At 38.9% G+C, this 13,890-nt stretch carries 11 protein-coding genes; 2 read left to right on the top strand and 9 right to left on the bottom strand.

Going from position 1 to position 13,890, the window contains the following annotated elements; translation table 11 throughout:
• Window positions 1–21 precede the first annotated feature (21 nt).
• The 4 genes from erpA to ABLC00_RS00040 form a co-directional block, all read right to left on the bottom strand.
• On the bottom strand, window positions 22–357 hold the full coding sequence (gene erpA, locus ABLC00_RS00055) for an iron-sulfur cluster insertion protein ErpA (RefSeq protein ID WP_000993572.1): 336 nt from the start codon (window positions 355–357) through the stop codon (window positions 22–24).
• A 124-nt stretch (window positions 358–481) separates the two neighbouring features.
• Window positions 482–1,486: a putative solute-binding protein gene (locus ABLC00_RS00050; protein WP_348941235.1), complete on the bottom strand. Its 1,005-nt coding sequence runs from the start codon at window positions 1,484–1,486 to the stop codon at window positions 482–484.
• 347 nt (window positions 1,487–1,833) lie between these two features.
• On the bottom strand, window positions 1,834–2,841 hold the full coding sequence (locus ABLC00_RS00045) for a putative solute-binding protein (protein WP_002051905.1): 1,008 nt from the start codon (window positions 2,839–2,841) through the stop codon (window positions 1,834–1,836).
• Window positions 2,842–3,096: 255 nt separating this feature from the next.
• A complete protein-coding gene (locus tag ABLC00_RS00040) occupies window positions 3,097–4,101 on the bottom strand; it encodes a putative solute-binding protein (protein ID WP_033847059.1) in 1,005 nt (334 codons plus the stop codon).
• 252 nt (window positions 4,102–4,353) lie between these two features.
• Here ABLC00_RS00040 and ABLC00_RS00035 point away from each other — a divergent pair, with 252 nt between their 5' ends.
• Window positions 4,354–6,285, top strand: coding sequence for an ATP-binding cassette domain-containing protein (locus ABLC00_RS00035; RefSeq protein WP_004882605.1), 1,932 nt, complete (start codon window positions 4,354–4,356; stop codon window positions 6,283–6,285).
• Between the two features lie 266 nt (window positions 6,286–6,551).
• The gene (locus ABLC00_RS00030) at window positions 6,552–7,109 is read left to right on the top strand and encodes a VTT domain-containing protein (protein WP_004711274.1); all 558 of its coding nucleotides are present in this window, start codon (window positions 6,552–6,554) and stop codon (window positions 7,107–7,109) included.
• 89 nt (window positions 7,110–7,198) lie between these two features.
• Here the strand turns inward: ABLC00_RS00030 and cybC are convergent, their stop codons facing one another.
• The 5 genes from cybC to dnaA all read right to left on the bottom strand — a co-directional run bounded on the left by cybC (window position 7,199) and on the right by dnaA (window position 13,890).
• Complete coding sequence (cybC, locus tag ABLC00_RS00025; RefSeq protein WP_033847058.1) at window positions 7,199–7,591, bottom strand: cytochrome b562; 393 nt, start codon at window positions 7,589–7,591, stop codon at window positions 7,199–7,201.
• 37 nt (window positions 7,592–7,628) lie between these two features.
• Window positions 7,629–10,097, bottom strand: a complete 2,469-nt coding sequence (gyrB, locus tag ABLC00_RS00020) for a DNA topoisomerase (ATP-hydrolyzing) subunit B (RefSeq protein ID WP_002051923.1) — start codon at window positions 10,095–10,097, stop codon at window positions 7,629–7,631.
• Window positions 10,098–10,149: 52 nt separating this feature from the next.
• The gene (recF, locus tag ABLC00_RS00015) at window positions 10,150–11,232 is read right to left on the bottom strand and encodes a DNA replication/repair protein RecF (RefSeq protein WP_006581468.1); all 1,083 of its coding nucleotides are present in this window, start codon (window positions 11,230–11,232) and stop codon (window positions 10,150–10,152) included.
• Window positions 11,233–11,246: 14 nt separating this feature from the next.
• Window positions 11,247–12,395 carry a DNA polymerase III subunit beta gene (dnaN, locus tag ABLC00_RS00010; RefSeq protein WP_002051938.1) on the bottom strand — a complete coding sequence of 383 codons (1,149 nt, stop codon included), beginning with the start codon at window positions 12,393–12,395 and terminating at the stop codon, window positions 11,247–11,249.
• Window positions 12,396–12,492: 97 nt separating this feature from the next.
• Entirely contained in the window at window positions 12,493–13,890 is a 1,398-nt protein-coding gene (gene dnaA / locus ABLC00_RS00005; protein WP_002051932.1) for a chromosomal replication initiator protein DnaA, read from the bottom strand.

The following is a 13,890-nucleotide window of genomic DNA, read 5'->3' as shown; positions in this document are numbered from 1 at the left end:
CTTTTTTATTTAAAATTCTTTTTAAATCGAGAACGAAGAACCACAACCACAAGTTGTTGTCGCATTTGGGTTCTGCACAATAAAGCGTGAACCTTCAAGGCCTTCAACGTAATCAACCACTGAGCCAACTAAATATTGATAGCTGAGTGAGTCAACAAGCATCTTTACATCGCCATTTACAAATTCAGCATCATCTTCATTTACGCTTTCAGCGAAATTGAAGCCGTATGAAAACCCTGAACACCCGCCTCCGGTTACATATACACGTAACATGAGATCGTCATTCCCTTCACTATCACGGAGTTGGCGTACCTTATTGGCAGCATTATCTGTCAAAACTAGAGCTTGGGCATTCATGATGATTGTTCCTCGGATTTTGCTGTGCCTTTCAAAATAAAAAAGACCCTATATTGAGTATAGCATAATCAATATAGGGTCTGTCTTCGAAGTTTAAAGCGAATCTTGAGTATTTTTATCAAGATTATTTGTAATTCTCATCTTGTAAGCCACATTCGAAGTTTTTCGCATCTTGTTTACAACGGAATTGCCATAATAGTTTCATCATCCGTTTATCATAAACGCCGCGCTTTGTAAGGTTAATTCGTGATTCACGCATAAGCTTTTGATAGCCCGGTTTATCGGCAGCAGGTACATCCATCCAGTATTTTTGCGGAATATCAGCTTTCATTTTTCCTAAGATAGTAAAGGCACGTGGTAACTGGCCTGCCACCCATTCTCTAGATTTCTGACCAAATCCAGCTGGGAATTTATCTGGACGAATAATAATATTTCCAGTCACCTGTAAGATTGGATAGTTAACGATTGCTCCTTTCGTGCCTAAGCCTTTTTGTAGTTCTAAAGGTTTAAACGCCGCTGCTGGCGCACCAATAATATCAACCTGATGATTATTAAATTTAGCTCCAAAGTTAGTCACATCAGCACTCACAGCCTGTGCCCCTACCTGCTGAACCATAATTTTTTGCGCTTCATCGTAATCTAGTACAGCAATTTTTTTACCCGCAGCTTTCGCCACTGTATTAATACTACGGTCCTTTACTAAAAGGTAAGCGTCCCCTACCGGAATAACACCAACGACTTCATAGCGCCCATTCACCATATATTTACTAAAGGTTGGACTCGCCAAACCTTGCATGACTTTAACAGCAAGTTTGAGATCGGGAATCGCACCAATAGCATCTAATGAACCTGTAAATGAGTTGAATTGACGCCCACGCATACCCGATACGCTAATGCCATCACATTTACCAGCTTTAAAATCTTCAGCAATCACTGCTTCGTTTTGATTTACTTTGAGTTCGATATCAGCTCCCCAGTTTTTCGCTGCAAGCTGATAATCTTTCATGAGTGCATAGACGTCACCATTTTTACCAACGAAGTCAAAAACACAAATAGTTTGTTTGGCTTCGGCTGCAAATGAAATTGTTGTGAGTCCCATCGCAAGTAAAAGCGTTTTGGAAAATCGCATATTCTTTTCCTTTCCTTGTAGATTTTTTGTTTTTAGCATCAAGAAATTTCACGCTGGTCGGCATGATTCTCATGAGATATGCTTCATCTAAAATTTGCGATTAAGATATTTTTACGAGCAATTCTGTTTATATGAGCTCAATTAAAGAAAAATAGATATTTAAATATCGATAGTACTTCTTTGATCACTCACATCCTTGTTCAGTTTTTATACCTTCATATATCCAGATGAAGTTTTATCTTCAAATTAGATTAGCGACTTTTCAATTCACCACAATGGCTGAATTGACAGCCTATATAAAGCAAAAAAGCCTAGAACTAAGTCTAGGCTTTTAAGATCAATATGAATTATTCACCAGGCATTGAACATTCAAAGTTAGCTTTGTCTACAGAACAACGTGCTTTTTTCAATACAGACATCATACCAGCATCGTAAATACCACGTTTAGTTAAGTCCATACGGCCATCACGTAACATTTTTTGATACTTAAGTTTGTCTTCAGCACTTAGGTTCATTTTATATTTACCTGGAATTTGCGCTTCTAAACGGTTAATCATTGCAAAGTTTTTAGGTAATTGTTTCACGAACCAGTCACGAGACTTTTGGCCAAAGCCAGCAGGGAATTTATCAGCACGTAATACTAGGTCAGCAGTTACATGCAATACTGGGAAGTTCCACATTACACCATTTGCACCCAAACCTTTGTTTAATTCTAATGGTTTGTATGCATAAGCAGGCGCACCTACCATATCTACCTGACCATTGTTAAATTTAGCAGCAAAGTTTGAAATATCAGAAAGAACCGCCTGAGCACCTACACGCTGCACCATAATTTTTTGTGCATCGTCATAGCCTAACACGGCGAATTTTTTACCCGCAGCTTTTTCAACAGAGTTGATGTTTTTGTCACGTACGAAAATGAATGCTGAACCTAGCGGAGAGATACCAGCAACTTCGTATTTTTTACCACCAAGGTTAGTTGTCATTTTGGCAGCATTACGTGCATCTAATACATAAGTAATAGCACGTTGCGCGATTTGGTTATTAGGAACACCACCAAGCGAGTCGATTGATCCTGCGAATTTGTTATATTGGCGTGCGCGCATAGCAGTCATTGCTACCGCATCACATTTACCAGCTTTGAAATCATTATCTGCAACAGCCTCGTCCTGACGAGGAACCAAGTTAATTTCAGTACCCCAGCCTTTTGCAGCTAGAGCCCATTCTTCCATCATTTTATATGAGTCGCCTGCTTTTCCTAAGAGGTCGAATACACACACGGTACTCGCTGCTTGCGCTGAAGCAGAAAAACCAACAACAGAAGCGGCAGCCATAGCAAGTACGATTTTTTTCATTTTCTTCATCCTTCCACGGAACAGATTTTTTGTTTGAAGTTTCCTTTCAAACACAGATATTAATCATGTTTTTTAGAAAAAAATAGAGCTTTTACTCAAATATTTTTATCTCATTGGATCATTGTTTGTGCTATTTAAATTATTTATCAAAATTAAAAACTACTAATTTTCCGTAAGTTACTTTTTATATTCACAATTTTCATACCCATATTCAGCTTTGAAATATGTGTAGCGATTTTGTGATTTAAAAACAAACTACTCACCATTGAGCGTACATTCAAAATTTGTTCGTTCAATGGTACATCGTGCACGTTTTAGTACACTCATCATGGTTGCGTCATATACTCCTTGCTTTGTAAGGCCAAGGCGACCTTCTCGTAATATTTTTTGATATTTCAGTTTATCTTCAACTGAAAAATTGATTTTAATTTTAGAGGGTACTCCAGCTTCCAACCGTTTCACCATCGTAAAATTTTGCGGTAATTGCTTAATGAACCAGTCACGAGACTTCATTCCAAAATTGGCTGGAAACCTATCACTTCTTGCAATTAAGTCCCCTGTAACGTTGACTACGGGAAAAGTAAACATTGCCCCATTTGTTCCAATACCTTTGCCTATTTCTAATGGTTTATAAGCATAAGCAGGAGCGGCAATGGTATCGACTTGGCCATTATTAAATTTTTTCACAAAATCTGTAATTTCTGATGGGATAGGATGCGCACCTACACTTTCCACCATAATTTTTTGGGCTGCGTCATATTGTAAAATAGCAAATTTAGTACCGCGTACTTTTTCAATTGAGTTGAGGCTTTTATCTCTTACAAACAAGTAAGCCAAACCAATCTGGACAATCCCCACCACCTCGTAGTTTGTTCCATTTTGTGCAGTTACCATACGATGTTTATTACGTTGGTCTAAAACGTAACTAATTGCCTTTTGAGCAATTGCATTACTTGTCACCCCACCAATAGCATCAATCGAACCTGCAAATTTATTGTAATTTCGCGCTCGCATTGAGGTCATATAAGCTGCGTCACATTTGCCCTCACGCAGTCTACGATCTACCAAAGCTTCGTCTTGAAATGGAATTAAAGTAATGTCGGCCTGCCAACTTTTCGCTGCCAGTGCCCACTCTTCCATCATTTTGTAGGATTCACCTGATTTTCCCAATAAATCGAATACACATACATTTTGCCCAGCATGTGCTGTTCCCATAGCACAGCAAAATACTGCACCAATTATCCCCAATCCTTTTTTCATTTGACTTTCCTTAGTCTAGTTTTATTAGGAGTTCATTTATCAACCAAGTTTTAAATTGTTTTTATTTTAGCCATATTTTTTAGAATGTGGTCTATCTCGTTAAAAATTTAGATATTTTCAGACGAATAGCTTTAATAAAGATAGGTTAAGCCATGCAATCTCAACATTTAGAAACTAAAACTCTGAAAGTTTTGTTTTCAGGTTCAGTTCTCTTTAAAATACAGCATCCCTAACTCACCTCGATAAGACAAGATGATTCAATTTGACCAAGTTTCTTTACGCCGCGGTGGACGTGTTCTCTTTCAAAAAGCGTCTATGCAATTACACCCAGGTTGGAAGATTGGTCTGACTGGGGTCAATGGTGCAGGTAAATCAACATTATTTGCAGCATTACTAGGCAGTTTAGGCGCAGATGAAGGTACTCTTACTCGCCCTTCGGTCTGGACAGTGGCGCATATGGCACAAGAAGTTAAAGCTCTAGACATGCCTGCCATCGATTTTGTTCTTTCTGGTGATGAAGAATATTGGGATATTCAAAATAAGCTTGCTCATCCAGATCAACTCACAGATTCAGACTTGGCTAAACTACATGGCCGCTTTGATGAAATTCACGGTTATTCAGCACCATCTAAAGCTGCCCAGCTTATGGCTGGCTTAGGTTTTTTAGAACATCAATTACGTTTAAATGTTGCTAGCTTTTCTGGTGGATGGCGTATGCGCTTAAACTTAGCGCGTACATTAATGAGTCGTTCTGATCTACTTTTACTAGATGAACCAACAAACCACTTAGATTTAGACGCAATTTTGTGGTTAGAAGACTGGCTTAAAGCCTATGAAGGTACCCTCATCCTCATTTCGCATGACCGCGACTTTTTAGATGCAATTACAGACCATATTCTCCATATTGAGAATCAGGAACTCACGCTTTACACCGGTAATTACTCCACATTTGAAACAACTCGAAGTGAACGTTTAGCACAACAACAACAAGCTTTTGAAAAGCAACAAGAAACACGTGCTCACCTACAAAAATTTATTGACCGTTTCAAAGCAAAAGCAACTAAAGCTCGTCAGGCACAAAGTCGTATAAAACAACTTGAGCGTATGCAGCAACTCGCACCTGCTCATGTAGATACACCGTTTACTTTTAGTTTTCGTGAACCGACCAAAATGAGTTCACCGTTGCTGACGTTAGACAATGCCAGCATAGGTTATGGCGAAAAGCTAATTGCTGAAAAAATCAGATTACAAATTACACCAAATTCGCGTATTGGTTTACTTGGTATGAACGGCGCAGGTAAATCAACTTTGATTAAGAGCTTGGTCGGTGATTTACCACTTCTAGCAGGTGAACGTAAAGCTTCAGAGTTACTTAATATTGGTTACTTTGCACAGCACCAAATGGATGCTTTAGACGGCCATGCCAGCCCGATGCTTCAACTTGCCCGTTTGGCAGATAAACAAATTAGTGAAGCCACTTTACGTTCATTTCTGGGGAGTTTCGGGTTTAGTGGTGAACGCATGGATACACCATGTGAAAGCTTTTCTGGCGGTGAGCGCGCTCGTTTGGCCCTAGCACTGATTGTATGGCAGCGTCCAAATGTTTTAATTCTCGATGAGCCAACAAACCATTTAGATCTTGATATGCGTCATGCACTGAGCATGGCTTTACAAGATTTTGAAGGTGCTGTTGTTCTGGTTTCCCACGAACGTCAACTTATTGCCAGTGTGTGTGATGAGCTTCTTTTAGTACACGGCGGCAAATGTACCGAATTTGAAGGTGATTTGCAGGATTATGCTAAATGGCTACGTGAAGCGCGTCAGCAGCAGATCAATGCTCAGACTGCTATAGCAGCAAATAACTCATCTGCTGCTGCCCCTGCTCCAACTAAAGTTGATAAAGAAGCACAGCGTAAGGAAGCCGCACGCCGTCGCGAACAGACTCGTCCTATTCGTAAAAATATTGAAAAAGTTGAGTCACAAATTGAAAAACTTCAACCGCGACTTGCTGAAATTGAAGAAGCTTTAGCAGATAGCTCATTATATGAAGCGAATCGTAAAGATGATTTGCTTAAGCTGATGAATGAACAGACTGAGTTGAAGGCGAAGCTTGAACAACATGAAGAGCAACTTTTAGAACTCATGATGGAACTTGAGGAAATGGAAGCTTCTTTCGAAAACTAAGTTCTTACCAGTACTGGTATTTTTAAGTACCAGTACTGGCTTTTAGTTCAAATTAGAGCTTTATTTGCACTACTATATAAAAATTTGAATGACTTCTAATAATATTTCATTCAGCTGTTAAATTTTTGAGATAGATTCAAATTTGATAACATATAAAACTTAAGCTACATCTTAAGGGTTGCCATATACAGATAATTTAACTAAATTCTGTAACTTCGTTTTTACCCTTCTTGAGTAGGTATTTAATTCGGGATCAGACAAACTGAATGAATTTTATTGATTTTATTACTAATTTTGAACATTTTTTACCTATTTTAATTCAGGAGTATGGCGCATGGGTCTATGCCATACTCTTTTTGATCATTTTTTCTGAGACAGCTTTTGTTTTTATGTTCTTTTTACCAGGAGATAGTTTACTTCTAACTGTAGGGGCACTTTGCTCAGTAATTGAAATGATGCATCTGGGTTATATGATTACTTTGCTTACCATAGCTGCCACCCTAGGCTATATTGTGAACTACTCTATTGGACGTCATTTTGGTAACCGTATTTTTGAAGCAAAATCACGTTTTATTAAGAAAGAGTATTTAAATAAAACCAACCGTTATTTCTTACAACACGGTGGCAAAACCATTCTTCTGGCACGCTTTATTCCTTTTGCACGCTCTTTTGCACCATTAGCTGCTGGCTCTAGCAATATGAGTTATGGAAAGTTTTTAATCTATAATGTCGCTGGAGCTATTTTGTGGATCTGCCTTTTGTTAACTGCTGGATATTTGTTTGGCCACGCACTCATTCAAGTTACAGACTTAGTAGAAAATTAATCTTTTTCAAGTTAATCCACTCAAATAAACCAAAAAAATAAAGGGAATGAATCAATTATTCCCTTTATTTTATTTAGATCAAAATGAATCTATCTAAATTTTTTATGGTTTTCATTACGAATATTAACCAGATTTATTGCTTCAGTTTTGGCTTGGTCTAATTGACCTTTATCAACCAATACAGTAACGCGATCAATTTCAGCAACCAACTGATCTAAACCCGCTTGATATTGCTTTACCTGTACATTTTCCGGCGGTAAACCTTCTAACTTATGAGGTAAAGATTTTTTTGAAGATAATGCAGTCTGACGCATAATCACAAGCTGCTGTTTTGCGTTATTGAGATCTTTCGCTTCAGCAAAGGCTTTTGTGCTCTTTGCTAAAGTTTTCATGTCAGCTTCCAAGTCAGCTGCAAATGCAGAATGACTCACTAAAGCTGCACATGAAATCAGCATACTTGCTATAAACTTTTGACTCATCATCTTCTCTCCTTAGACTGATTTAGAATCTAGCTATCAATTAAGCATCAATATCTGCATTTAATGCATTTTCTTCAATGAAGGCACGACGTGGTTCAACGTCATCACCCATTAAGCATGAGAACATACGATCGGCTTCGATTGCATCATCAATAGTCACCTGTAACATATTACGGTTTTCAGGGTCCATTGTGGTTTCCCAAAGCTGTTCAGCATTCATCTCACCCAGACCTTTATAGCGCTGGATCATCATTCCACGGCGCGAATCTTGCAGAATGTGCTGCCATACCTGATGGAAGTTAGCCACTTGAATACGACGATCACCCTTCTGTAAATATGCACCATCTTCAATTAAATTGAACCAACTCTTAGAGTTCTTCAATAAACGTGCATATTCTGCTGAGTTTAATAAACCAGCATCAAGCAAGTAAGCATGTGGCAAGTTATGGACATATACCGTCACACGTGGCCAATAATGCGCTGTTTTCTCGCCTTGAGCATTTTCACGTTCAAAGGTTTCAAGCGTAATTTCAGGACGCAAACTTGGCTGTAGTCTTTGTACAGCTTCGCGTACTTGATCTGCCCATTGCTGTACATAAGCCTGGTCATGGTTCTGATCAGCTTTAAAGGCATCTACTTCAAGTAATGCATCAAGTAAGCTTGCTGGATAACGCAACGTTAAACGTTGTAAACTCTTTTGTGAAACTTGATAGTCTTGGATCACTTTTGCTAATGCTTCGCCTGTAATTGCAGGTGCTTCTGCACTAATATGCAAAGCAAGCTCATCAATTGCATTTGAAATTAAATAAGTTTCCAAGGCATCATTATCTTTAATATATTGCTCTTGCTTACCCTTTTTGAGCTTATACAAAGGTGGCTGTGCAATATAGATATGACCACGTTCAACCAGCTCCGGCATTTGACGGAAGAAGAACGTTAATAACAATGTACGGATGTGCGAACCATCGACGTCGGCATCGGTCATAATAATAATTTTATGGTAACGAAGCTTGTCAGGGTTATATTCTTCACGGCCAATACCACAGCCAAGTGCTGTAATTAATGTACCGACTTCCTGACTCGAAATCATTTTGTCAAAGCGGGCACGTTCAACGTTCAAGATTTTACCTTTCAAAGGTAAAATAGCTTGCATTTTACGGTTACGACCTTGCTTGGCACTACCACCCGCAGAATCACCCTCGACAAGATATAATTCAGAAAGTGCCGGATCTTTTTCCTGACAGTCAGCCAATTTACCTGGCAAGCCTGCAATATCTAATGCACTCTTACGACGTGTCATTTCACGCGCTTTACGCGCAGCATCACGTGCACGAGCAGCGTCAATAATCTTACCAGCAATTGATTTTGCAGCTTGCGGGTTTTCTAGTAAGTAAGCAGAGAACTCTTTGTTCATTGCTTGCTCTACTGCTGGTTTTACCTCACTAGACACCAATTTTTCTTTCGTTTGAGAAGAGAATTTTGGATCAGGAACTTTAACCGAAATAATAGCAGTTAAACCTTCACGCGCATCATCACCAGTCACATTCACTTTTTCTTTCTTGAGAATGTTTTCATTTTCAAGATATTGGTTTAAGCCACGCGTTAATGCCGCACGGAAACCTGCTAAGTGTGTACCACCATCTTTTTGTGGAATGTTGTTTGTAAAACAACGAACATTTTCTTGATAACTATCATTCCACTGCAATGCAACTTCTACAGCAATGCCGTTATCTGCATCAGCCGTGAAATGGAAAATTTCGTTCAGATGATTTTTACCTTCGTTAATGTATTTAACAAACTCAGATAAACCACCTTCATAGTCATAAACATGTTCAAGATTAATACGCTCATCACGTAAAACGATACGTACACCAGCATTTAAGAAAGAAAGTTCACGTAAGCGGCGCGCTAAAATTTCAACGTTAAAAATGGTTTGACTAAAAGTTTCTGCACTTGGCCAGAAGCGTACAATCGTACCTGTGTTATCCGTTTCACCAATCACACGTAATGGATATTGCGGATCACCATGATGGTATTCTTGTTCATGAATTTGGCCAGCACGATTAATAATTAAATGTAATTTACTAGACAGTGCGTTTACGACTGATACACCTACACCGTGCAAACCACCTGAAACTTTATAGCTGTTATCATCAAACTTACCGCCTGCATGCAGAATGGTAAGAATAACTTCTGCTGCAGATACACCTTCTTCAGGGTGAATATCAGTTGGAATACCACGGCCATTATCTGAAACACTCACCGATTCATCTTCGTGAATCGTGACAATAATTTCGTCACAGTGACCCGCTAAGGCTTCATCGATTGCGTTATCGACAACCTCGAATACCATATGGTGTAAACCGGTACCGTCGTCTGTATCCCCAATATACATGCCCGGACGTTTACGAACTGCATCTAATCCACGTAATACTTTAATACTAGAGGAATCATAAGCCTTTTCATTGGTTTGTTCTGTTTGAGAGGCTGATTGAGACTCTGAACTCATGGTTTCTCCCTAGCAAATATAGGTTTATTCAAAGATGGTTAACATCAAAAAATTATGGTGAAGCAAGACTAACTTGACCGGATTCAACACTGAATAATTGATATGAAATAGACAGATCATGTAAATGTTTTTTTACCGATGCATGATCTAAAGTTGTCATAAAAACCTGGCTACCAAGTTGGCTTAATCGTTCAATTAAACGTTGTTGTGCGGTTAAGTCTAATTCTGCTGTCAGATCATCTAATAATACCACAGTTTCCTTATTACTCGCATGCAACATTGCAATTTGTGACAGTTTTAAGGCAATAATCAGGAGTTTTTTCTGACCTCTTGATAAAACATCATCGGCGTGTCCAAAAGGTGTTTTTAAGCGCAAATCTGCCCGATGTGGACCATACTCTGTATAACGTCTTTCAATGTCTTTTTGATGCTGATTCAGCAAGTCTTGCATGAGCCCCTGCTCTGTATGAAAACCGGGGCTATATTCCAGCTCAATCTCTAAATCAGGTAGTAACTGTCTTAAATCATTTTGGAAATATACGTTCCATTGTTCTACGATACTTAAACGCTGTGAGTGTAAAATTTCACCATAATTACTCAACATTTTGTTCCACGGCTCTAAGTCAGCCAAAGAAAGATTGCGTCTTGTTTTGAGTAAAGTATTTCGCTGTTTTAAAGCTCGAGAGTAATACTGCCAAGCAAAATAAAACTCAGGTTCCACGTGGAACATTAGCCAATCTAAAAGCTGACGTCTTGGCTTAGCACCATGGTCAATAATATCTGTACTTTGTGGATCAATATGTTGTAAAGGGAGTAATTTGGCGAGTTGACCTTGGGTTGCAACTGTATCTCCATTCACTTTCATCAACTGCTCGCCAGAAGCGAGTTTCTGCATACCAATTTTTTCAGTTGCTGACTGAGCAAACACAATCGCGTCGTCAGCCTCATATTGAATATAGTTTTTTGGGATATGTGTACGGAATGAGCGACCTGTTGCAAGTAAATGGATCGCTTCCAAAATTGATGTTTTACCCGAACCGTTAGCGCCATAAAAAACATTAAACGGTTGCAAACCATGGAGTGCAACCGTTTTTAAATTACGCACGCGTTCTATGTTTAAGCGCGTAAGATGCATAGAATTAAACCAGTTTAGACACGCATCGGCATAACAACATAAGTCTGGTCAGGATGAGCAGGATCTTGTACTAATACTGACTGGTTCGCTTCAGTCATGCTCATATTTACATCATCGCCATCTAATACACCCAACACATCAAGTAAATATTGAGCATTAAATGACATTTCTAATGGCGTATTTTGATATTGGATTGCTAAATCCTCAATCGCTTCATCTTGTTCAGGGTTATTTGCACGAAGCTGTAAAGAATCCTGATTAAAGTTTAAGAACACACCACGTAATTTCTCATTACTTAAAATTGCGACACGTTGTAATGATTGTTTAAATACGTCATGACCAATCAAAACATGTTTATCGCCACCACGTGGAATCACACGGCGGTAGTCTGGGAATTTCCCATCAATCAATTTTGTCGTAAAACGAACTGTAATATCACCTTGTTCTTTATCACGGCTTGGCGTATTAATCGTTACATTTAATAATTCACGACCAATAAGCAAAGTGAGTTGCTCATCTTCAATACTAAGTAAGCGTTGTAGTTCACCAACAGCTTTACGAGGCACAATTGCTTGTACTAATTGAGACGAACTAGAAGAGGCCAAAATTTCACAAAGGGCAAGACGGTGGCCATCAGTTGTGACTGCACGCAATTGATTTTCATCAATTTCTAACAAAGTACCAGTTAAATAAAAACGTACATCTTGTACAGCCATTGCAAAAGCAGTTTTTTCAAATAAACGCTTTAGTTCACGTTGAGTCACCTGTACTTGCGTACCTTGGCTATTCTCAGTATTTAACAACGGGTAATCTTCTGCTGGTAAAGTACCTAATACAAAACGGCTATTACCAGACTTTAAAATACATCTTTGATCTTCAGTAATTTGTAAATCAATCAATGCAGCGGTAGGCAAAGATTTACAAATGTCCATTAACTTACGAGCAGGAACAGTCGTTTCACCTGCTTCAAGACACGCCCCTTCTGATAAAGCAGTGCTCGCCACCAGTTCAACTTCTAAATCCGAACCAGTAATGGTGAGTGCTTGACCATTAGTCTGAATTTTGACGTTTGAAAGAATATTCAAGGTATGACGACGTTCTACCGCACCGACAACATGCGATAAAACATTGAGTAAACTTTCTTTAGCGATTTTCAAACGCACGATTCATTCCTCTAGCAACTTGGAGCAAACATTTCATTTTTTAGCTGTGTACTATGCTGCACTTATGGAGACTTTGCAACAACGTCTTATGATTTCATTAACTCTGAAGAAGACGTAGTAAATTCTTATAATCTTCGTCAAAGATAGGATCTTCTTCCCGCAAACTGACCACTTTTTCACAAGCATGCATCACGGTACTATGGTCTCGCCCACCAAAAGCCATTCCAATTTCCGGAAAACTATCACCAGTCAACTCACGGGCAAGCCCCATTGCCAATTGGCGTGGTCGAGCATAAATTCGTGTCCGTTTTGGACCTACCAGTTCTTTTAGAGGAATACGGAAATATTCACTCACTACACGCTGGATATTTTCCACACTGATTGTACGAGCACGGATTGCCAATACATCTTTTAAAGACTCTCGCACAACATCAAGGTCGATTGGAGCACCTTTAAAACGTGAAATTGCGACAACTTTATTAAGAGCACCTTCAAGTTCACGTACGTTTGCTACCACTTGTTGTGCAATAAATAATGCGCAGTTTCTAGGCAAATCAACGCCACTATTCTCAGCTTTTTTAAGTAGAATTTCGATTCGTGTTTCAATATCTGGTGGTTCAACACCTACTGACAGTCCCCAAGAAAAACGAGAAACCAATCGTGGATCAAGTTCTGTTAATTCTTTAGGATATCGATCAGACGTTAAAATAATTTGTTTAGATTCATCAAGTAAGGCGTTAAATGTATAAAAGAATTCAACAAGACTAGCTTCTTTACCAGCCAAAAGGTGAATATCATCCACTAATAACAAATCTAAAGAACGACAATTTTTCTTAAACTCTTCAACCTTTCCTTTTTGTAATGAACTCACAAAATCTTGTACAAAACTTTCCGAAGTCATATACATGACTCTCGCATTCGGCTTAGCTTGCAGTAAAGCATTACCAACCGCTTGCATTAAGTGAGTTTTACCAAGACCCGTTGGACCATATAAAAACAAAGGGTTATGTTGAGAAGCACCTAATTGTGTTAATACTTTTCTACAAGTTTCCGCTGCCATTTGGTTAGAACGGCCTTCAACAAATAGCGAAAAAGTAAATTGTGGGTTTAATAGTTTCTTTTTTGAAGTTTTCGAACTAACTGCAGGGTTAGCAACAGGTTCTGGTTCTCTTTTAACCTTAGTAGGTTGTGAAACTGGTGCACTTTGTAAAGCAGCTGTAGTTGTTGCTGGTTGTTCATTAGAAGACAAAATACTACCAGGACGCGAATCGACCAAGATTTCAACCTGACGTACACGTCCCTCAGACAATTGTTCCGCCAATATAGATATTAACTCTAAATGATTCTCTTGAATATAACGTGTCCAATAAGGATTAGGGGCATATAGACGTAGGATACCCTCTACTTCTTCAGCTACTAAAGGGCGAATCCACATCGCAAAGACGTTATCAGAGAGCTCTTGTCGCAAGCGAGTTAAGCAGTCTGTCCAAAGCAT

The sequence above is a fragment of the Acinetobacter nosocomialis genome (genome assembly GCF_041021905.1).
GTDB classification, from domain to species: Bacteria; Pseudomonadota; Gammaproteobacteria; order Pseudomonadales; family Moraxellaceae; genus Acinetobacter; species Acinetobacter nosocomialis.
This window is presented reverse-complemented; position numbering and strand designations above follow the sequence as displayed.

Bases quoted from the DNA above. Each gene is read 5' to 3' on its own strand.
- dnaA (WP_002051932.1), bottom strand. From the start codon at position 13,890: ATGCTTTGGACAGACTGCTTAACTCGCTTGCGACAAGAGCTCTCTGAT.
- cybC (WP_033847058.1), bottom strand. From the start codon at position 7,591: ATGATGAGTCAAAAGTTTATAGCAAGTATGCTGATTTCATGTGCAGCT.
- gyrB (WP_002051923.1), bottom strand. From the start codon at position 10,097: ATGAGTTCAGAGTCTCAATCAGCCTCTCAAACAGAACAAACCAATGAA.
- ABLC00_RS00040 (WP_033847059.1), bottom strand. From the start codon at position 4,101: ATGAAAAAAGGATTGGGGATAATTGGTGCAGTATTTTGCTGTGCTATG.
- erpA (WP_000993572.1), bottom strand. From the start codon at position 357: ATGAATGCCCAAGCTCTAGTTTTGACAGATAATGCTGCCAATAAGGTA.
- ABLC00_RS00035 (WP_004882605.1), top strand. From the start codon at position 4,354: ATGATTCAATTTGACCAAGTTTCTTTACGCCGCGGTGGACGTGTTCTC.
- ABLC00_RS00050 (WP_348941235.1), bottom strand. From the start codon at position 1,486: ATGCGATTTTCCAAAACGCTTTTACTTGCGATGGGACTCACAACAATT.
- ABLC00_RS00030 (WP_004711274.1), top strand. From the start codon at position 6,552: ATGAATTTTATTGATTTTATTACTAATTTTGAACATTTTTTACCTATT.
- ABLC00_RS00045 (WP_002051905.1), bottom strand. From the start codon at position 2,841: ATGAAAAAAATCGTACTTGCTATGGCTGCCGCTTCTGTTGTTGGTTTT.
- recF (WP_006581468.1), bottom strand. From the start codon at position 11,232: ATGCATCTTACGCGCTTAAACATAGAACGCGTGCGTAATTTAAAAACG.